We start from the raw sequence: 20,999 nt of genomic DNA, 5'->3' as shown, positions 1-20,999 counted from the left end.
TTTTTCTTTTAGTAGGTATAAAGTAGTTAGTAGTGAATAATGGGGTTTCAGTTAGAAGAAATCTAACGAAATAGCCGAGAGTAAAACTATTTTGTTTGTAGAGGTAAGTAATGGAGAATCGTTTTTGAAATAAAATCTCATTGCCCAAAAATAAAAAACGCCAAGCCAATGATCACCGCCAAATAATGGCGGTGTCTTTAAAACTAATTAGCTCGACGTTGCTGAATTGTAATATACAACCCTAATAACCGGTCAGTTGTCATTACACCACTTTTTAAATCTTTTAAATGCGAATCTTGAATAATACCTTCTTTGATTGCTTGCGCTATATAATTTTCTGTTTCTGTGCGCATTGTTGGTGATGCAGGATTCCATACTTGTGTCACTTTGTTGTCCTCCTTCTTGTCTTCTACAATTAATTGCACTGTTGTTTTGCTACTACTAGGAACGATTACTTGACCTTCTAACTTATAACCTGTTGGCATTTTCCAAGTTGATTTAACTTCAAAATGTGGTCGGTCAATGCTACCGATCCAATCCCCGCCCCATGTAATGCCAAGCTTGCGAGCGATAGTACCCACTTTATTAAGTGTAGCTACATCATAAAGAGTTTTTGGGGTACCAACAGCAATATCCCAAGCTAAACGACTGCTATGGTTGCTTTTAAGCGTCCAAGTAACAACCTGCCCAGGTCGAGTACGTCCTTGGGCATATAAATAATTTTGTCTTTCTTGAGAGCGATATGTTTCGGTAATAAAAACGTTACGAATGCCTGCCTTGTAGCATTCTTGAAATAAGAGTCGACATGCCAATTGTGCAGCCGGTAATAATTGTGCCAAATCTCTGCATGTTGTTGTTATATTCGTACTCATTTATTGTCCCCCTCACCTGTTTTATCTTTGACAATCGCTAAAATATTTTTAATGAAAGTTGGTGTAGGAAATCCCATCTTTGTGCCATTTTCTGTTATAGAAATAAACTCTATAACACAAAAAGCAATCGCCGCTCCATCTCCTGCATATTCAATCCCTGGTATCACTAAAGCTAGTAAATAAACCGATCCAACTAACATCAAATAATAAATTTTTCGAATAATACCATTCACACCAATTCGGCTATTTAAATTATGATTAGCTATACCAGACAAAATACCCGTGAGATAATCAATCGCCATAAATCCTATTAAAACCGTTACTGCCATGCCTAAACCATTCACCGAATAAGAAATAAGTGCTCCAATAAAACCACTCCAAGTCGCTATCCATTTTTCCACTCCACCACTTCTTCCTTTTTGTAGTCCATAAGAAAAACCCTCCACATATGTGGAAGGCTTCTACTCAAAATTGAATAAAAAATAACGCCCGTCTTAAGACTGCGTTTCTGTTTGTGTGGCTGTCGCTGGTAATACACTCACGATAATGTGTTTATTAATGATAGCCCCACCAATATTTACGAAAGAAATTTTTTGATCGTTTAATGTTGCAGTAAATGCTGTAGCATCAAACTCAGCATTTTTTAAATTAATTGCTTGTCCATTGTTTAGTTGTACTTGATAATCCATATAAAACTCTCCTTTTTATGTTAAATTTACATATCCAACATCTAATCCATTTATTCTTACATATAACCTACCAGAAGCTGAGCTGTATGCAAGCTTTAAACCAGTAGTATCAGTTTTGACAATATTACCGTAATCCCCATCAACAAATAAGTCTCCCCTAATTTTAATCCCGAATAGTGCACTTAAATGGAGCTGGTCACCCAAATGTCTAATTGCAGAAGCCCCAAGATTTCCTCCGAATTCTATCGCCTTAGGTTCTTTATCCGCCCAATGGTAACCGATTTTTAGAACTTTTCCTATCGTAACGTCATCAGCAATATTTATGTTAGCTGAATAGATATTTACACTATTCAAGGTCCCTGTATTTATCGTTCCTAAATTCCCTGTAATGTCGGATAACACGTTAACTGCACCGATCAAGTTAATCTTTGAAGCATGTATACTAATAGTCGTTGCTGTTTGATTAATTTTAGATACCACAGTATTCCCTGTAAAATCGGACACACTAACTTTCGATTCAATCTGATATGCTTGTTGTGTGATACTACTTTCAGCGTTGCTCATTCGTGAACCCAAACCACTGATTTGGGTCTGTTGACTTGTGACAGTTGATTGGATTTGAGAGGCTGTTTGCGACACAGCTGATACATCATTACGAACCGTTTGAATATTATTATTGATCTTAATGACTTGTGCTGATACTTCACCACGTATTTCAGCTGCTGTTTGAGTAATACGGCTACTTAAATTGTTATTTAAGTCTGTTACACTTTGCGTAATACTATCGGCACGAATATTAATAGCTGCAATTGATTCCCCTATTTCCTCAACCTCTAAATCTATTCGATCATTAGTTTGTTCGAATTTTGAACGATAGCGTTTATCGTTAGCATTAATAGTTGCATGTTGATTTAACAGGGCATCTACAATACTTTTCGCTTGTGTATTCCCAACCTCTACCTCAGAATTACTGTAGTCTCTTTTTGTTTTTTTACTTAGAATTCGAGTTTGGTATTCTAGCGCAAGGTCCTCATGTATAAGCCAAACCATGTCCCCTACGTCACCGTCCACGGTCGTGACCTTAACTTTAATGCTCGTTTCAGGTGCTGGAGGCAGCTCACTAGCTAAACGTGTTGTCATTTCTTCAGTAGATTCTATCTTCTCGTCATGAATAGGATCTGCAACACGGATACCAATTCTAGGTGAATCAGCTAATGGCGAAGTATAAGTTATATCAATTCCCTCTGCACCATACCCACGAATTTGTGTTTTTAAATTTGCAGTATTTACGCTGTATGATAAGGTTTCGATGTTGTGACGATAGCGGAATTGAATGTCATTATCCGCACCAATTTTCTTAGTGAAGCGAAGAACTTTACCAGGTAATATTTGACGTTCACAATTAAATGCTGCACATAATTGATCAATTAAAACAATTGGATTTGCTTCGCCGAAATTCAGTAGTAATTGATACCCGTCTATATCTTCATTGATAAAAGTCCAGCCAGTCCCAGCAAGAACAAATGACATAAAATCATCGAAAGTCCGTGTGCCGCTGTAAATATCATATTTAAACTCATCAGCTAAAGAAAAATATAAATGAACAGCCGTAGCCTTTTTAGAAATTGTGTCACCACCGAATTCTTTAACTACATATTCATGTCCATCCTCATCTTCGATAATTGTTTCAAAATCTAACAGTGGATGTCCTGGATTTTTTTCATGTAAAAAAGAGTTAAATGAGATACGTAATGCCCCATTCAACTCTTCAAACTTTTCATAATTTGTTTCTAGAAGTGGCTCTGTTTGTAAACCATTTGTTACTATTAGCAAACTCTATCACCTACTTTCAATAAAAATCCCTGTTATAAAGTAGACTCCATTAAAGATAAATTACATTATTTTAGCAATATCAGAATTATTATCCCCACGCAAAAATTTCAATACCTACATTCTGTGCAGGAACGTTGATACTTCCGAAATAAGTTAATCTAGCATAAACAATGTTACCCTCTATACCAGATTGTAAGCCTCCATTACTAATCGGAGTAACATCCGCTAAATGATATCCATCTTGAGAATAGCTACCTGTCTTTAGATATCCATTTTCACCTTTTGTATATAAAAAAGATACAGTTGTTTCTATTTTACCATTATTTGTAGTAAAATGATGACATACTATTAAAGCACTCTTTATTGGAAAACCAGCATTAAAAACCTCTTCAACCTCATGTCTTGAAGAACTATAGCTAAAACTTCTTTGTCTGTAAGTGCTATTATATTTGGATTGTTGTATTGTTAAAATGTTATTAGCCATTGTCGCGAACTCTGCTGTAGGACTAGTAGCTACACCTTTTTGGGTAATGGCGTTCGCAACTTGAGATTTACCATTACTTACAGATGTAAAAAGCCCTTGAAGATCCTGAGACCATGCCGTCCAAGTGCCATTATAACAATGTCGTACTTTTAAAGTTGGGGTTGCACCTGATGCATAACTAGTAGCGATTTGACTCTTCTCCCCAGCACTAGTTGATCTATACCATTTCGTTTCTATATACCACCAGCCACCTCCAGCATTTGCATGGTTAGTAATAATTAATGGTTTTGAAGTTGTGTTAGGGTTTTCGTTCCCACCAGTATCTGGTGCCACATTCATTCCAGTTCCTGTAGGAGTCCATTCAGACCAACCTAAATTATCAGTGAACCACCTAGAATAACTTAATCTATCAGAAATACTAAAAACCTTTTGATAAATAAAATTACCAGTATCATTAACAATAACTTCTCCCATAGCCCATTGATTAAACGGTGCGTTCCCCTGAGAAATGTAAATACCATTACTAGTTGTACTATTCCAATCATTTACAATTTTAGCTCTCTTACCAAAACGAGATGAATCATCCATATGCTGTGAATTGTTTTCTAAATGTTTATTAATTTTATCTTTATTAACATCAACAATTTGCTGCAAATCTGAAATAGTTTGATTTAGTTCGGTAATATCTGCATCTTTTCCTGGTAGCCCTTGCTCTCCCTTTTCTCCTTTGTCTCCTTTATCACCTCTGTCCCCTTTTTCACCTTTAATATTCCCAACGTTTTCCCACGACAAGCCATTCCAAATATAAAGACTTCCCTCAATTAAGTACGCATCACCTATATTCGCTTGTTGAGGTAAATCGTTTACACTACTTAATTTTCCAAGTATATTAATTCCTGCTCCCGGTTCACCTTTTTCGCCTTGTTCTCCTTTTTCAACAAACAATGACCAATAATCATTCACTTTATCTTGTTGGTTGGGTAAGGAGTCTCCAATAGTATCCTGTAAAGCAATAAATGTGGAACCATCATAAACTACCATATTATTCTTGTAATATTGTACACTCGGAGACCAAATGCCTCGATGATTTAAATGCTCAATAAAAGATTTAATCTCACTAATTGCTGTCATTGTTTGTTCCACAGCATCTAAAGCACTTTGTTTAACTAAATTTGTCTCCGTTGTAACAGTTTCTGCATTTGAAATTGCCAAATCTAACTGAGTAATCATTTCAGAAAGTGTATTCAAAGCATTTTGCAGTGCAGTATTGTTGGCTTCAATAGCATTTTGGGTTTCTTCATTATTTTTATCGATCGCTTGTTGTACAGCAATATTAGCCTGTTCTATTGCATCATCTAACTTTTGTAGTAATCCATCAATTTCTCCGCCTACTAAAATATTTATCTGAGTTTGTAAATTCGTTAACCCTTCAATAATCCTTTGCCAGTTTTCATTTATTTTAATTCGTTCTGATCGACTGACTGGTGATTGTGTCGTGTGTAAATTAATGACCATCTCTTTTTCTTCACCTTCCTTAATTACATATATAAAAATCTAAAATTAAAAACGATACTGTGAACAGTACCGCCTGAGATTGAAAAACTATTATCTCCAGCTGCTAGTGAGAGGAGTTTTTTATTTGTTTGTTTAAAAACAGAAGTACCGTTTTTAAATGAACGAATACTGCTAATTTTTAATTCATCAGAAGAAGATAAAGCACCATTAAACTGATACACGTCTCCTGTGGTGTTATTAGTAATAGTAACGCTATTGTTGAAAATACCTTTTAAAGTAATAGTAAGCTCATTTTGGCGTGGATCCACAGCAACATTTCCGTAATTTTTAATTGTGAAATGGTTGCTATTAAATGAGTAGGCTAAATCTTCATCCCAATCAAGACCCATGCCCCATGCCCATTTATCAATGTCCCATTCCTTTAAATCTAAAGTTGTAGGAACCGATTCTGCATAAATATTTTCACAAATAAATTGTATTTCGAGCTCTCCTACTTTTCGTAATAGCTCATTTGGTTGATAGCTATTTGCCAGACGTACCTTCCAGCGCTTTCCTGGCTCTGCATCAAAAATAATATAAAAATATTCTTTTCGGGCAAACAGCATATTAATGTCGGCAATAAACAATTTAAAATCATGATAATCAAACGCTTTATACATAAATTTTGCAGTAATCGTTCGTCCACTAAAACGTGTGCTCGTGAAGATTGCTCCATCACTGCCATCGACCTCAGACGATTGATGTTCTATTGATACAGAAGGAATGTAATATTTTAATAATTTTAAACTGTAGTCGCTCATCAGCATTTCACGGCCATCCTTTAAAATCATCTTCATATACCACTTAACCCCCTCGTCAATGCATGAATGCTTGCATTGCTATATTGTTTGCCACTTACGACATCTACAACAGATTCACCTAAAACTTGTCCATCTAATATGGATTGTACAACAATAGTTGATGGCCCTGAATTTTGTGATGTTTTGTTATTCTTTGATTTTTGTATTGGCAATAAAGAAGATGAATCATGGGTAACACTATTTGCTAGAAGTTTACTAACATTAGTAGCTTTATTCATAATAGAGTCAAACCCATCGACTAAACCATCTCCAATCTTTTGTAATAGAGAAGATGTTGGACTTAGATTTAGCACATCTCTTAATGTATCCGAAACATTTTGGACAAGGTTATTTGCGGTTTGCTGTAATGCTGATTGCATTCCATTCATGCCATCAATTAAACCTTGAATAGCATTTTTCCCAATTTCATTCATAGAGCCTAGGGTTTCTTCTGTTCCCAGAACAACATCCTTGATTTTCTTTTGCCACTCGCTATTTAGTGTGTTCAATTCCGAATTTGCTGTTTTACGTAGACCTTCAATTTTCGCCTTCGTTTCAGCTTCTAATGGTTCTAGTTCCTTTATCGCTGATTCACGTGCTATTAACAGCTTCTTCTCATACAAGTCTTGATATTGAAACATTTCTGCATCTGTCATTCGATTTAAAGCTTCTAGCTGCGCAAGGACACTCGGGCCCATTGCCTCGAGTTCATCAATAATCTCACTTGATAATCCACGAATTTCAAGTTTCGATAACTCAATTCGCCATTGAGATAAGGCATTCACTTGCTCACTTAAATTTTGCGTTAAGCTGGAAGAATCAACAGGATCGGCTACTTTAACTTCATCAAATAATCCAAAGTAACCTTTGATACTTTTAATACGACTCTCTAGAGCCTTATTGTAATCATCGTTAAGCTTTTGCTCTTCATCCAATAATTTTTTGTTAACATCCTGCGTCTGCTTTAAATAATCATTGTTGATAGTTTTAATTTTTTCGCTTATTTCTTTTTTCGTATTATAAAATTTTTCTTCATAATACGTGCGTTCGTCTGTACCAGCCTCATATTGTCCTAAATAGCGTTCATAAATTTTCAATTCCTCTGCTAGAGAGATTGAATTGTACTTTTTACGTTTTTCAACGTAGTCCTTCTCTTTTTCGAATTGTTCCTTAACCATATCAGAATACGCTTTTTTGAACTCTTTTAAAGCATTTGTTTTTTCTTTTGTACCTTCTTTAAACGCCGTTGCACTATAGCGCCAAAATTCAGCTTCTTGTTTTGCCGACATTTCTCCGGCAGATTTCTGAGCTTCAACATATTCTTTTAAGGCTCTGAATTTTTCAGCTGCAGACCTATATTCCACTTTTGCCATTTTATCTGCATATTGATTTGTAATCGCTTCGCGGTCTTTTAATGATTGTTCTTCTATCTTCTTGATTAGGGCTACCTGATCTGCTGTAAGAGCTACATGTTTTTTTGCTGCATTGTTTTTGATTGCCGTAATTTTATCTGAAGCCTGTTGAGAAATCTCAGCTCTTTTATTCTCCGCTTCTTTCTGCAAGGTCTGCATTTCAGCTGCATTTGCTTTTATTACATTGCTTACGATTTGCTGGGCTTTTTCGATGGCCTCTTTAGAAATTGATAAACGCTCGGTGAAATCTGGAATTGCAGCCTCTGCTAATTTCTCAGCGGCCCTGTTAACTCCATCACTGCCTTTCTCAATCCCTATTGCTAAGCCTTCACCAACGCCTCTACCGATGGCAATCATTACTCGTGAAGGAGAATTGATTTTTAAAGTGCTCTTTATTGCATCTCCTATTGATGTTGCAATTGATTTAGCTTTTTTCCAAACAAGATCTGCCATGTCGCCAATACCATTAATTAGACCTTGAATAATATCTTTACCAATTTTACGCAAATCGAGGGCTCTGAAAATACTAAGTATTTTATCCCAAATATCAGTAACAACTCTTTTAGCCTCATTCATCTTTGTTTCTATTGCCACTTTAATATCGAGAAATTTTTGGATAGTGCTTGTTACTAATCGAGTTGCTGTATTTACTACCGTAGTTTTGATAGATTCCCAGACATTACTCAAAAAGTTTTTTATCGTATTAAATGTATTTGTTGTCATCTGGCTGAACCTTGTCCATCCCGATACAACTAAATCAACAATACTTCCTACCGTGCCTACAATCATATTTTTCACATTATTCCATACATCACTCAAAAATGACTTAACAACATTAAATACAATTTCGGTAGTTTCTTTTAATTTATTCCATCCAACTTCTATTCCATTAATAATAGTTGTAACGATTTCGATAATCGTGGATGAAATGGTACCCCATATAGTAGCAGCGATATCAACTATTGATGTCCAAATATTTGATAGGCTTTCTACAAAGCTAGTCCATATTTCTATCGCTCCGTCTATAATTGACGTCCATAAGTCTGAGAGTAGTTGAGTAAACTCTTCCCATGCGATAGAAGCTAGTTCTGTGATATTTGTCCACAATTCAGAGAAGAATGTTACCATGCCTTCCCATATTTCAATTGCTCCGTCTATAATTGACGTCCATAAGTCTGAGAGTAACTGCGTGAACTCTTCCCATGCGATAGAAGCTAGTTCTGTGATATTTGTCCACAATTCAGAGAAGAATGTTACCATGCCTTCCCATATTTCAATTGCTCCGTCTATAATTGACGTCCATAAGTCTGAGAGTAACTGCGTGAACTCTTCCCATGCGATAGAAGCTAGTTCTGTGATATTTGTCCACAATTCAGAGAAGAATGTTACCATGCCTTCCCATATTTCAATTGCTCCGTCTATAATTGACGTCCATAAGTCTGAGAGTAACTGCGTGAACTCTTCCCATGCAATAGAAGCTAGTTCTGTGATATTTGTCCATAATTCTGAGAAGAAAGTTACCATTCCTTCCCATACTACTATTGCCCCGTCTATAATTGACGTCCATAAGTCTGTGAGTAGTTGAGTATACTCTTCCCATGCGATAGACGCTAGTTCTGTGATATTTGTCCACAATTCTGAGAAGAAGGTTACCATTCCTCCCCATATTTCTATCGCTCCGTCTATAATTGACGTCCATAAGTCTGTGAGTAGTTGGGTAAACCCTTCCCATGCAGCGGAAGCCGCTTCTGTAATGCTTGTCCACAATTCTGAGAAAAAGCTTGCTATGCCTTCCCATATTTCAACTGCTTTTGCACTAACTACATCCCAGTTTTTATATAATGCTATACCGCCAGCTATAAGTGCGGCAATAGCAGCTACAATCCATCCTATTGGTCCACTTAATACTGCAAAAACAGATCCTAGGCTACTAATTGCTCCTATAATTGTACCGACAGTTGATATTACTGTTCCAAATGCTACAATAACTGGCCCAATAACTGCCGCAATCCCACCAATAATCGTAATTAGCGTTTTGGTACCATCGCTAAGGTTAGAAAACTTTTCAATCCATGGCTGAAGCTTTTCTAAAAAACTCTTCACGATGGGTATTAGAATATTCCCGATACTAATTCCGATATCTGTTAGTTCATTTTTCATTGTGGCCATTTGAGATTCTGTCGTTTTATAACGTTCAGCTGCTTTATCTGATAAAGCCGTGTTTTCCTCCCACGCAGCTGAGGATGAATTAACAGCCGATGATAGCAAATCAGAGGCTCCAGCCATTTTTAATAGTACATCTGTTTCGTTACCGCTAACTCCCAAGTCTGAAAGTATACTTGTTAAGTTAGCTCCACCTTCTGCTGATTCAGCTAGCCCCTTCACTAATGCATCTAATGCAGAGGCAGCATCTGTTTCAAAGGCCTTTTTAAAATCTGCACTAGACATGTTGGCAGCTTTAGCAAACCCTGATAAGCTATCGCCACCATCCCCTACTGCTTTTTGGATTTTTTGAAGAACCGAAGTCATCGCAGCTCCCCCGGTTTCGGCTTTAATACCCAGACTAGACATAGTAGCCGCTAGTCCCATGATTTGCACCTCTGTTAGACCAGCTTTGGAAGCTTGCTCGGCAAATCCCTTTCCCATTGCCATAATATCCGAAGCAGAAACGTTCATTTTGCTGCTAAGTTCAACAATTGAAGAGCCTAAACGGTCAAAATCACCTTGCCCCATCCCAACAATTTTTGCAAAATCAGCAAATTCCTTCGCAGCCTGCTCACGGGTCATACTCGTGGAATTTCCCATATCAATTACTGTTCGTGAGAAAGATAATAGGTGTTCTTCAGCAATTCCTAGCTGTCCTGCTGATTCAACAACTCCCGCAATTTCGGTAGCACTAACAGGCAGCTCCTTAGCCATACCTCGTATACCATCTTCAAGCTTTTTAAAACCTTCCTCGCTCGTGTTTACCGTTTGACGCACTCCAGCAAAAGCACTTTCAAAATCTACTGCAGCATTTAGAGCAAAAGCACCAAAACCTTTAATAGGGGCTGTAATAGAGGATATGCTTTCTCCAACAGATTTTACTTTACCGCCAGCTTCCTGAAATTTATTCCAGCTTGATGACTGTACATTTAATTGATTTTCTACATCTTTTAACTGTGTAGTTAAACGATTGTATTCAACGAGAGCTTCATTAACAGCGATCGCTTGTTTTTCAATTGCTTCTGTATTCGCTGACTCGGAGGCAATTAATTCTTCATATTTATTACGTTGCTCCCTTAGTTTAAGGTTCGATGCTTCAACTGATCGAGTGAGTATATCTTGTTTTTTTGATAAACCCTCCATAGAGTTTTCGTAATTAGTACCAAGCGCCTGTAAAGCCTGTAATTCTGCCCCCATTGCGGTCAATCTCCTTATAGATTGCTCAATGGATCCATCAAAATTAGAAGTATTTAGACTAAGTTCCACAGCACTAATTTCCGCCACTTTTCATCACCGCCTTTTTTGGAAAACAAATCACAACCAAGAAATTTCATCAGCTGTGACCTCCTCCATTTCATCAAAATCACTTGTAAGTTCGAACCAAAAATGAATGTCCATTTCGTCGACTTCATGTAATTTATAACCTTCTTTTATCAAATCCCGATAAAATTTTTTAATATACTCATAAGGAGTTATTCCACTAGCTTTCCCTCAGCATCATTAAGGGCCGGTTTTGTTTCAAGTCCACCAATATTTAGCACGTTATTGAAAACTCGCATAATTTCATCTTGTAATCTTCCGGCCTCTAAACCGTCCCATACATCATCAATTGTAAATTGATTATCAAACACGTTTACAACAAAGGAAATCATCTCATCAAATGTTTCTACAGAAATTTCATTACCTTCTTTTCGCATTTTTTCGTTCATCTTAAGTGCATTTCGGAACACACGTGCTTTCACAAAATCATTCGAGAAAATTTTCTCTTGTCCGTTAATTTTTAAAGTAATTTGCATAATTCATCCATCCTTTTCTAGTTATCTTCATTAATAATGCCGTCATTGCTATTTAAAAAAGAAAAGAAACCCTTAAAAAGGGCTTCTCATCTATTATGGTGTTACAACTGTTTCGCTTGGTTTTGCAACAGCTTTAAAGAATGTTTCTGCAGTCACTGTTACTCCTGCATCTCGTGTATCTACCGTATGTTTGATAACACCATCGATTAGTGGTAATGCTTCACCACCGAATGGATATACTTTATAACTTGTTTCACCTTTTTTACGAGTTGTATTTGTTTCTTCACCTGGTTTTAATTTTGCTTTTAATAACCAAACCAGCTTAGAGCCTGATTCAAAACCAATTGCAATCGAGTTTGGTGTATCATTTGCGTTTGTAATAATACCGCCTTCAGCAGATTTTTTGTGTCCATACCAATCTACTAGCACATCTGTTGGTAAATCAGCAGTTTCACCAGCAATTGTGATAGAATCCAATTGTGCTTCCTGATCCACTACTCGATCCCCAGCATCTAAATGCGCTTCTGAGAAGTTTGGTGTAAGTGTCATAGAAATAGGCATTGTTAAAGTTTTCACTTCACCCCATGTCTCTGTTTGTTCATTTGTCATTAGTGCATAGTGAATACGTTTTAAGCTAATTTTTTGTGGTTTTTCATTTACTGTTGTCATTTACATGACCTCCTGATTTTTTATAATTTTTCATCAAAAAAGACGAATCGTAGCACCCTATTATAGTGAGACTCGCCTGTAGTATTTGGTTCATCATATTCTAAAGTTCGCTCATAGCCAGCACTTCCCATCAATCGTTTGATGCTCTCTGCAAGCTGATGATAATTCGAATTAGACCATACATTAATTTGTATAATCCTTTCGATCTCCAGTTCATCTCCGCCTACTTCAAAGATAGGCTTTGCACTTAACTCTAAAAAGGTAATGAACTGATTTGGCTTTTCTGAGCCCGTAGGATATCCATTAAAGATGATGGGCAGACCTAATGGCTCTAATATAGAGGTAATGTGATTCATTAGATCTCTCATAATTTTCTCCTAATCTACTATTTTAAATGTAGGTAAGATTTTAAAATAGTATCTCCTTTCAGCGAATGAAATATTGAACTTCTTAAATAAAGTAAGAGTTCTAATGATGTTGGCTTCTCGGAATATAAAAGCTGTTTACAATTACTGATTTTCGGAATATCAAAAACGCCTACTGAAAAGAAACCAGTAGACGTTTTCATACTTGCGTTCCTATTCACTTTATTCACCTCCTTTCAAGAACATGGATTCAATTAGCCTTCAATTAATTTTTTAGCACTAGCCATACCGTTCGAAATTAATTGTTTTAAGTCTGACTCTCTTCTCTTTAGCCCCTCTAGCTCATCTTTTTCAATCCATTTCATTTCTCGATGTAACTCTCTTAATGCAGCTTGAAGCTTTCGTGTATGATCATCCGTGTAAAAGCATACATACTCTCGACCACAGTTTGGACAAGTAAAATAAGTTTTCTCAATCGCATTCTGCAGCTTGTCTTTCTTAAAATGTTGAACATAAAATTTGTGACCACATGATTTATTGCACTTTGCGTAAATAGGCTCCATCTACTCACACCCTTCTATTTATTTAATGAGCAAAAAAACCACTCGGCATGGAGTGGTTTCTAGCTGGTAGTTATTTATCTTTACTGTGTATGTTGCTCGTCAATCGAACTTCTACATTACCATCATATAACGGAATTTCAATCGTTTCTATTCTCATAAGTGAGTGTCAGTTAAAGGAAAGTTCACTTAGCGGAGCTTTCCATAAAAAAAGATCACTTTCTTCTAAGTGATCTCTAACTAAAGAATATGTTGTTCATTAACCGAACTTTTACTTTACCATCATACAATGGAATTTCAATTGTTTCTATTCTCATAAGTGAGTGTCAGTTAAAGGAACGTTCACTTAGCGGAGCTTTCCATATAAAAGATCACTTTCTTCTAAGTGATCTCTAACTAAAGTATATGTTGTTCATTAACCAAACTTTTACTCTACCATCATACAATGGAATTTCAATCGTTTCTATTCTCATTACTGAGTGTCAGTTAAAGGAAAGTTCACTTAGCGGAGCTTTCCATATAAAAGATCACTTTCTTCTAAGTGATCTCTAACTAAAGAATATGTTGTTCATTAACCGAACTTTTACTTTACCATCATACAATGGAATTTCAATTGTTTCTATTCTCATAAGTGAGTGTCAGTTAAAGGAAAGTTCACTTAGCGGAGCTTTCCATATAAAAGATCACTTTCTTCTAAGTGATCTCTAGCTAAAGTATATATTGTTCATTAACCGAACTTTTACACTACCATCATATAATGGATTTTCAATCATTTCTATTCATACTGCTGGGTGTCAGTTCAGGGAAACTCATCTACCGTTGTCCATAAAAAAGACCACTTTTCAAAAGTGGTCTCTAGCTACAGTTAATAAAAATTTCATACTACACGGTATCAATGTGTAAGTTTTATTTGGTGAGCAAATTTAATCATCTTGGCAATTTCCGCATGTTTTTTATAAATATAGCTTGCACTGTAATTTAACTCTTCAGCTATTTCTTCTAATGTCATGCCATCTACATATTTCATTTTTAAAATTTTGTGATTCAATCCACTGAAATTACTAATAAGCTCCATAAAATTCTTCTGTTCAGTAAGCTTAATTTGTAATTCTTTTTCAATTCGCTCTATCCGGTCCTCTAGTTTCGCGCCATCAGATTCTGCAGTCAGTTTTACTCCTGCTAAATCGCCACTGACCCAACGTTTCAACTCTTTTTGTGATCTCTCTAAATTATATTCCAAATATGTAATTTCATCTTCAATTTGCTGATAATCTCTTAACCATTCGTACATACTTAGCACCCACTTTATTTTTATTTAATTAATGATAAAATACCTTTAAACGGTACTATTGTATAAAAAAATTTTTATCCGCCGTAATTTCTCTCTCTATTGCTTCTTCTTCAACACGCTTCTTTATTTTATTGCATTCTAAATCCCGCCCTTATTCTTAAATAGATCCAGTTACTACTCAATCAATATCATTTACAATGTAAATTTATTGTAATACCTTTAAACGGTATAGTCAAGTAAAAAATTCCTTTAAAAGGTACTTTAAAGTTTACACAACTACTGATTATCGGTATCATTATATGGAAAGGAGGTGCTTTAATATGGATAAATCGGATAAACTAAAAATCGTCTTCTCTATCAACTTAAAACAGCAATTGGATAAAAGAGGTTTAAATCAAACAGATATGGCTAGAGATTTAAATTTACCAGAGACAACCGTTTCTAATTGGATGAAAGCTAGCACATACCCTAGGCCTGATAAAATTCAGTTAATGGCTGACTACTTTAATATTAGGCGTTCTGAGTTAACGGAAGAGCAGCCGACAAATTTAATTGAAATACAACCTAACCTTGCGAAAATTCCAATCTTAGGTACCATCGCTTGTGGAGAGCCTATTCTAGCGGAGCAAAATGTCGAAGGGTATATGTACGAGTTTTCCGAGTTATTACCTGCAGGGAATATTTTTGCTTTAGTGGCAAAAGGTGATTCGATGGAGCCGACTATACCAAATGGCTCTAAGGTTTTGATTAGAGAGCAAAGTGAAGTTGAATACGGCGAGATAGCAGCCGTCCTTGTAAATGGAGATACAGAAGCAACTCTTAAGCGTGTAAAAAAACAAGGAGATACCATTTTACTAATGCCAGATAACCCAAAACATGAACCTTATATAGTAGACCAAAATAATCCTGCAAAGATTATTGGAAAAGCTATCAGTTTTAAAGTTACACTTTAAGAAAGGGGGCTTTATACTTGTTTAAATTACTTTCTGGCATATTTTTCTTAAGTGGTATAGTAGGAGTGATTTCCCTTCTTCTTGCCATTTTCAATTTCATAAAATTGGACAGAATAAAAGCAATTAAAATGCTAAAGTTTACGGGAATTTCTATCTTTATTTTAGGTCTTTCTGCTTTAAGTGCTAGTGAATTTCTACCTGAGTCTTATAAAGTAAGCCAAGAAGAATCTCCTAACGAGAAACATGAAGAAAAACCCGTAGCTAAAGTAGAATCAACAAAAGATGCAACTTGGCAGGATAAAGTAAAAGAGGTTGCTTCTTTTAATAGCACTCCTTCAAAAAAGTTCGATACAATCGAAGCCTACGCTAAAAAATATCCAGCTACAAAGGCTGAAATCAAAGAATTCGAGGATTACATCGTTGCCGAATATAAAAATAAAAAATATTTAGCAGACGTACAAAATAATGAATATATGCTAGGAAATATATTTAAGGCATATGTAGTGAATAGATACTATGGAGAAGAAGAAACGCCTATTAACGATTTTGTCTTTGGGTTTTATCAAAACTCGAATTATACTTTTAAAGGACTCGAATCCATCAATAGTAATGCAATAAAATATAATGAACGTCAAATGGATAAAGCATTAACAGCCATTGAAAATTAAAATGTCGCTCTCTCGGGTGACATTTTTTTATTGTTATAAGTCCATACTTGCTTTTAGAAAATTCAATCCATTGCAGGATTCTTTATATCATTATAATAATTGAGGCTTTCATTTGATTTTTCAATATCGAAAGAAGTAGTATGGAGTTGTAGTAAGGGATACATTACATATCCAAACAATTATTTTAATGTAACAATTTCGAAGGAGGAATTTAGGATGAATTATCAAAACATTACGGTTGCAGGTAGCGGTGTTCTAGGTAGTCAAATTGCGTATCAATCAGCTTTTAAAGGATTTAATGTAACGGTATACGATATTAATGATGAGGCATTAACAAATGCACAAGATCGTATTACAAAATTAAAACCGTTATACCAACAAGATTTAGGCGCGACTCAAGAAGAAGTGGATGCTGCATATGCACGCTTATCATTTAACAGTGATTTATCAGAAGCGGTTGCAAATGCTGATCTTGTGATTGAGGCAATTCCTGAAGTTGTTAAAATTAAAACAGAATTTTACACAAATCTTGGCAAAGTCGCCCCTGCTAAAACAATCTTTGCGACAAACTCATCTACTTTATTACCAAGCCAATTTGCAGAAGCAACTGGTCGTCCAGAGAAGTTTATAGCGCTTCACTTCGCAAATACGATTTGGAAAAACAACACAGCCGAAATTATGAAACATCCAGGCACTGATATGAAAGTGTTCGATGAAGTTGTAGAATTTGCACGTGCAATCGGCATGGTTCCACTTCCATTATATAAAGAACAACCAGGCTATATTTTAAATTCATTACTAGTTCCATTTTTAGATGCTGCTGAATCACTATTAGTAAAAGAAGTAGCAGACCCAGAAACAATCGACAAAACATGGATGATCGGAACAGGCGCACCACTAGGTCCATTCGCCATCCTTGACATTGTTGGTATAAATACTGCTTTCAACATTGTAGAAGCGAAAGCCGCTGCTACTGGTGAAGAAAGCTTTAAAAAATTAGCCAACCTCTTAAAAACAGAGTATATCGATAAAGGCAAACTAGGTCGCGCAACAGGCGAAGGTTTCTATAAATATCCAAACCCAAACTTTGCAAAACCTGATTTCCTAAAAGGTTAATCAATCAATAAAACGATGCACATAGTGTCATAGCTATGTGCATCGTTTTTTAATTTTCGATGTGTCGGCATCGGTAGCAATTTGAAGTTATCGGATGGTACCTCAATCTGACCGGGTGAGGCGTGAAAATGATCAGGTAGTAACTCAATCCGCTCGGGTATGACGTGAATATGATCGGGTTGTAACTCAATCCGCTCGGGTATGACGTGAAAATGATCAGGTAGTAACTCAATCTGCTCGGATGATGAGAATGTGATCGGGAGGTTGCTCGGTACGCTCGGGTTTACCAAGAATGTGATGGCTATTTACTCGAACTGATCAGGTTTGCCAAGAACTTGATTAAATTTCTTACTCGAGTCATCTAGGGATACAGTCAAGAGAAAAAATCCCAAAAACTAGGTGCATCTTGAAACCTTACTGTTGCAAGCTTTTCTATAATTTTTAGTTTAATTTCTTGTTCCAGGTCTTCCCTTTCTTGATAGTCTGTATTGTGTAAGCAATGTTTAATTTTAGGTATGAAGTTCTCGATAATTGTTAGAGTCTCTTCGTTATGTTGATCTCCTAAATTCACCATAAATCATTCCCCCTTTTTTCTGAGTGTATTATTGAGTTTATTTAAAGCTTTCCTGTGAAGGTTTGAAATATTTTGTGGTGTAGTTTGTAATGTTTGAGCGATCTCTTTTATAGACAGCTCTTTTACATAAATCATCTCTAAAATTTGAAGCTGTTTAACCGTTAGCTTTTGTAGAGACTTTAATAACTGTTCATCTTCAATATTGTCCAATAACCCTTCCCCAACGATATTATCAAGCTCAGTTTCATTGCTTGCATCTTCTATTCGCTCTATAGCAGTCTTGCCATCCTTTTCTGATAAGCCCTTATCTAATATTAATAAAGTGCGATTTTGCAGCCTTCTTCTTTTTTTATCGAAATCTAAGCTAAAGAAATAAATTAAATTACTGACGTATTTGGTCTTCCTAACATTTACATAGTGAGATTGAAAAGATTCATCCACGAGTTTCTTATTAATATCAGTAGGATATAAAATTGCTTTTTGCACCAAATAAAGATTTTGGGAATCCGACAAAAAGCTTTTTATAATTGGATTGTTAACCTGCTCATTATTTCTATAGAAGAAATCCTCTATTTTTTGATTATCTTTCTCCATTTAATAATCCCTCCTATATCCGCCCTCTTTCTATATAAAGTGAATGTAGTATCTATATTATAAACCAAAACAGGAACAAATGTTCTTATCGAGCGGTAAAAAATTACCTTTATATACAAAAAGATAAGTTAATTCAGCTTTATTGGTATTAAATGGAGGAATAAAACAGCAGTTTAAGTAATGAAACCATCAAAAAATATTTTTTATCTGTAAGGTTGTTTTTATTAAGGACTGTTTCTCTTTTACATATTACAATTTAAATTTTGGTGAAATAGATTTCGTTCCAATCTGGGGATTACCTTATACTACTATTTTGAATTAAGCAGGAGGGTGATTTACATTATGACACCGGAAAATGTATCAATGTGGATAAGCTTAATAGGAAATTTTGGGTTCCCAATTGCCATAACAGTCTATCTGTTCATTCGCTTTGAAAGGAAAATAGATAAATTAGAAGATATTATCACGGAGTTATCTGAAATTATTAAATATCAGAAATACTAAAAGGGGTGTGATCAAATGTTGTTACTGTAATGAAAGATAGGTCCAACCATTTTATTGATTAACTAGGGACAGTCTTTTTAAAGCTGTCAGAACAATTCAACGAAATATGACCTAAACCAACAAATAATTTAGGATATAGATTACCTAAAATATTTGTCGGATATATTTCATTGCTAAAAAGGTTACCTCTTCTGTATGATTGTAAATTAATAGGAGGGGAAATTTATGATAGCCTACAAGAGAATTGCGGTACTATATTTTCTTATTATGTTCCTTAGCATTTTTATTGCTACTCAGATGAACAGTATATTAACTGGTGTATTGATTCTTGCTTTTTTGTATTGGTTTTTTATTGGTTTTCCTTATTTACTTCAAGAAAAGGTGCGGTTTTTCGAGATGTGTTGGAGTTGGTTAACAAAGGGTGGAAGAATAGGTCCTAGATGATTTACCCAGATAATTTGCAGAATATTCCGATTTGAACATCGAGTAATGTAATCAAATCCGAGAAGCTTTAATTCTTTATCAGAATTTTTATTTCAAGCATACTATACAGCAATAACAGGATCGATTGGAGGCAATTATGATTAGCAACAATAAAATTGCAACGACTAATATTGTGCTGGCAATTTTACTTGTTTTAGGTATCACTTATAATTATTTTTACAATCAATCACCAATTCAAATTGAACGCTTAGGTAATTTAGGGTTTTGGCTAATATTCTCATTATCAATAATCAATATAGTCCTGAGTTTAACGCTACTGAAGAATAAAACGGGCAAACGCTAACAACTACGTCCTTTTTAAAATTGCTGTGATATTTTAATCATTGCTTTGTTTTCATTAATTCATTGGGGCTCACCATAAATACAAGACTCCAAAAAGAGACTAAAATGCTATTTGGAGTCTTTCATTTTAAAGAAATATAACCATATAATCCTCATCAAAATATTGCTGACCTATTTTTAATGCCCTCTTCTCAGTTCCAAAAACCTCAAACCCTAAAGAAGAATACAGTCCTTTTGCTGAAGCATTCGTTGACACAACCGTTAAAGTAAGCTGTTCAACTCCTTTTAACTCCCTCGCCTTATTAATTGCTTCGACCATTAAACGCTTACCAATGCCAAGCCCTCGCTTTTTCGGAGAAACATAAACAGCAAAGATACTCGCTTTATGCTTTAACTTAAGCTTACTTTCCTGAACTAACGTAGCAACGCCCACTAATTCATTATGATCAAATACCCCTATCGTATAAGAACCCTGTGATTCAAATCTGTCGGCAAACTGGTCGATCGGATAATCCTTTTCCTCCTCAAAGCTTGAACCAAATGCCTCGGGATTATTTTGTAGCCCTTCTAATCTTAAATTCCGATAAGCTTCAGCATCTGCATCTGTTAAACGTCTACTATTCATTCATTTCCCTCCTACGCTACTTTTCATTTAATTATAAATAGTGTTTTATGTACTTTCATCAGAAAGTTTCCTAAAATAGGAATAAAGGAGAGTCTAAAATATGAAATCAAAAAGTATGGCGCATCATTTTCATCTATTAGAGGAGCAGCGAACTCACTACCTACCTTGCATTCATTCACTCTCACAGGAACAACTATGGCATCGTGAGAAAGAAGGAAAATGGTCTATAGGTGAACACTTCTACCACCTTTATCTGATCCTAAAAATGCTTAAAACAGCAACAAAGTTTTCCTTAATTCTAACGCCTTACGCGAAAATGCGAAGAAATAAACCATTCGCCACTGAAATACATGATATTTACGAGGAATATAAAAACAAAAAAGGCAGAGGCATGCGGGCTCCAGGAATATTAGTGCCTCCCTCAAAAATACGTTTTACACTAAGCAGCGACGAAATCGAACAATTACTAGTAAATGAAACAAATGCAATGCAAGAATTAGTAAAAAATATTGAGGAGGATATTGCCGGGCATATTGTCTTTCCAGATCCTCTTGCTCACTATCCTAACCTTATTCAATCTATCCAGCTACTTGCCATCCATGAAAAACATCATTTTAGAATAATGGCGGAGCAATAAATCAATTGATTG

Annotated in this window: 21 protein-coding genes; 6 read left to right on the top strand and 15 right to left on the bottom strand. The window is 35.5% G+C overall.

What is annotated here, in order from left to right; all coding sequences use genetic code 11:
- Window positions 1–203: 203 nt before the first annotated feature.
- From JNUCC51_RS16290 to JNUCC51_RS16235, 12 genes are all read right to left on the bottom strand, one after another.
- Window positions 204–872: a M15 family metallopeptidase gene (locus tag JNUCC51_RS16290; protein WP_337988901.1), complete on the bottom strand. Its 669-nt coding sequence runs from the start codon at window positions 870–872 to the stop codon at window positions 204–206.
- Window positions 869–1,273: a phage holin family protein gene (locus tag JNUCC51_RS16285; RefSeq protein WP_337988900.1), complete on the bottom strand. Its 405-nt coding sequence runs from the start codon at window positions 1,271–1,273 to the stop codon at window positions 869–871. Before JNUCC51_RS16285 ends, JNUCC51_RS16290 begins: the two co-directional genes overlap by 4 nt.
- Before the next feature lie 93 nt (window positions 1,274–1,366).
- Window positions 1,367–1,561, bottom strand: coding sequence for a hypothetical protein (locus JNUCC51_RS16280; protein ID WP_049669061.1), 195 nt, complete (start codon window positions 1,559–1,561; stop codon window positions 1,367–1,369).
- 15 nt (window positions 1,562–1,576) lie between these two features.
- Window positions 1,577–3,394 (bottom strand): phage tail protein, encoded by a 1,818-nt coding sequence (locus JNUCC51_RS16275; protein ID WP_337988899.1) that lies wholly within the window; start codon window positions 3,392–3,394, stop codon window positions 1,577–1,579.
- A gap of 88 nt (window positions 3,395–3,482) precedes the next feature.
- On the bottom strand, window positions 3,483–5,393 hold the full coding sequence (locus tag JNUCC51_RS16270; RefSeq protein ID WP_337988898.1) for a pyocin knob domain-containing protein: 1,911 nt from the start codon (window positions 5,391–5,393) through the stop codon (window positions 3,483–3,485).
- 23 nt (window positions 5,394–5,416) lie between these two features.
- Window positions 5,417–6,229 carry a distal tail protein Dit gene (locus JNUCC51_RS16265; protein WP_337988897.1) on the bottom strand — a complete coding sequence of 271 codons (813 nt, stop codon included), beginning with the start codon at window positions 6,227–6,229 and terminating at the stop codon, window positions 5,417–5,419.
- Complete coding sequence (locus JNUCC51_RS16260; RefSeq protein ID WP_337988896.1) at window positions 6,226–11,133, bottom strand: phage tail tape measure protein; 4,908 nt, start codon at window positions 11,131–11,133, stop codon at window positions 6,226–6,228. Before JNUCC51_RS16260 ends, JNUCC51_RS16265 begins: the two co-directional genes overlap by 4 nt.
- A gap of 188 nt (window positions 11,134–11,321) precedes the next feature.
- On the bottom strand, window positions 11,322–11,645 hold the full coding sequence (gpG, locus tag JNUCC51_RS16255; RefSeq protein WP_337988895.1) for a phage tail assembly chaperone G: 324 nt from the start codon (window positions 11,643–11,645) through the stop codon (window positions 11,322–11,324).
- A gap of 93 nt (window positions 11,646–11,738) precedes the next feature.
- Window positions 11,739–12,314, bottom strand: coding sequence for a major tail protein (locus JNUCC51_RS16250; RefSeq protein ID WP_337988894.1), 576 nt, complete (start codon window positions 12,312–12,314; stop codon window positions 11,739–11,741).
- Window positions 12,315–12,334: 20 nt separating this feature from the next.
- Window positions 12,335–12,682 carry a hypothetical protein gene (locus JNUCC51_RS16245; protein ID WP_337988893.1) on the bottom strand — a complete coding sequence of 116 codons (348 nt, stop codon included), beginning with the start codon at window positions 12,680–12,682 and terminating at the stop codon, window positions 12,335–12,337.
- Window positions 12,683–12,933: 251 nt separating this feature from the next.
- The gene (locus JNUCC51_RS16240; RefSeq protein WP_337988892.1) at window positions 12,934–13,242 is read right to left on the bottom strand and encodes a hypothetical protein; all 309 of its coding nucleotides are present in this window, start codon (window positions 13,240–13,242) and stop codon (window positions 12,934–12,936) included.
- A gap of 889 nt (window positions 13,243–14,131) precedes the next feature.
- Window positions 14,132–14,530: a DUF1492 domain-containing protein gene (locus JNUCC51_RS16235; protein ID WP_337988891.1), complete on the bottom strand. Its 399-nt coding sequence runs from the start codon at window positions 14,528–14,530 to the stop codon at window positions 14,132–14,134.
- Window positions 14,531–14,850: 320 nt separating this feature from the next.
- Between JNUCC51_RS16235 and JNUCC51_RS16230 the strand changes: the two genes are divergently transcribed.
- From JNUCC51_RS16230 to JNUCC51_RS16220, 3 genes are all read left to right on the top strand, one after another.
- Entirely contained in the window at window positions 14,851–15,483 is a 633-nt protein-coding gene (locus JNUCC51_RS16230; RefSeq protein WP_337988890.1) for a LexA family protein, read from the top strand.
- A 17-nt stretch (window positions 15,484–15,500) separates the two neighbouring features.
- Window positions 15,501–16,151, top strand: a complete 651-nt coding sequence (locus JNUCC51_RS16225; RefSeq protein ID WP_337988889.1) for a hypothetical protein — start codon at window positions 15,501–15,503, stop codon at window positions 16,149–16,151.
- A gap of 216 nt (window positions 16,152–16,367) precedes the next feature.
- Entirely contained in the window at window positions 16,368–17,267 is a 900-nt protein-coding gene (locus JNUCC51_RS16220) for a 3-hydroxyacyl-CoA dehydrogenase (RefSeq protein ID WP_337988888.1), read from the top strand.
- Between the two features lie 373 nt (window positions 17,268–17,640).
- Here JNUCC51_RS16220 and JNUCC51_RS16215 read toward each other — a convergent pair whose 3' ends face one another.
- Together JNUCC51_RS16215 and JNUCC51_RS16210 are read right to left on the bottom strand one after the other, a co-directional pair.
- Window positions 17,641–17,841: a hypothetical protein gene (locus JNUCC51_RS16215; RefSeq protein WP_049669046.1), complete on the bottom strand. Its 201-nt coding sequence runs from the start codon at window positions 17,839–17,841 to the stop codon at window positions 17,641–17,643.
- Between the two features lie 3 nt (window positions 17,842–17,844).
- Window positions 17,845–18,435, bottom strand: coding sequence for a sigma-70 family RNA polymerase sigma factor (locus tag JNUCC51_RS16210; protein WP_337988887.1), 591 nt, complete (start codon window positions 18,433–18,435; stop codon window positions 17,845–17,847).
- Between the two features lie 342 nt (window positions 18,436–18,777).
- On the opposite strand from JNUCC51_RS16210, the gene JNUCC51_RS24835 reads away from it, so the two are divergent.
- Both JNUCC51_RS24835 and JNUCC51_RS16205 read left to right on the top strand, forming a co-directional pair.
- Window positions 18,778–18,939 (top strand): YvrJ family protein, encoded by a 162-nt coding sequence (locus JNUCC51_RS24835; RefSeq protein WP_100545495.1) that lies wholly within the window; start codon window positions 18,778–18,780, stop codon window positions 18,937–18,939.
- Window positions 18,940–19,519: 580 nt separating this feature from the next.
- Window positions 19,520–19,726: a hypothetical protein gene (locus tag JNUCC51_RS16205; RefSeq protein WP_337988886.1), complete on the top strand. Its 207-nt coding sequence runs from the start codon at window positions 19,520–19,522 to the stop codon at window positions 19,724–19,726.
- A 126-nt stretch (window positions 19,727–19,852) separates the two neighbouring features.
- Here JNUCC51_RS16205 and JNUCC51_RS16200 read toward each other — a convergent pair whose 3' ends face one another.
- A complete protein-coding gene (locus tag JNUCC51_RS16200; protein ID WP_337988885.1) occupies window positions 19,853–20,350 on the bottom strand; it encodes a GNAT family N-acetyltransferase in 498 nt (165 codons plus the stop codon).
- Between the two features lie 100 nt (window positions 20,351–20,450).
- On the opposite strand from JNUCC51_RS16200, the gene JNUCC51_RS16195 reads away from it, so the two are divergent.
- On the top strand, window positions 20,451–20,987 hold the full coding sequence (locus JNUCC51_RS16195) for a DinB family protein (protein WP_337988884.1): 537 nt from the start codon (window positions 20,451–20,453) through the stop codon (window positions 20,985–20,987).
- Window positions 20,988–20,999 lie beyond the last annotated feature (12 nt).

Source organism: Lysinibacillus sp. JNUCC 51, from assembly GCF_015999525.1.
In the GTDB taxonomy this organism is placed as follows: domain Bacteria; phylum Bacillota; class Bacilli; order Bacillales_A; family Planococcaceae; genus Lysinibacillus; species Lysinibacillus xylanilyticus.
The sequence above is the reverse complement of the archived record's forward strand: the minus strand, read 5'-3'. Positions and strand labels throughout refer to the sequence as shown.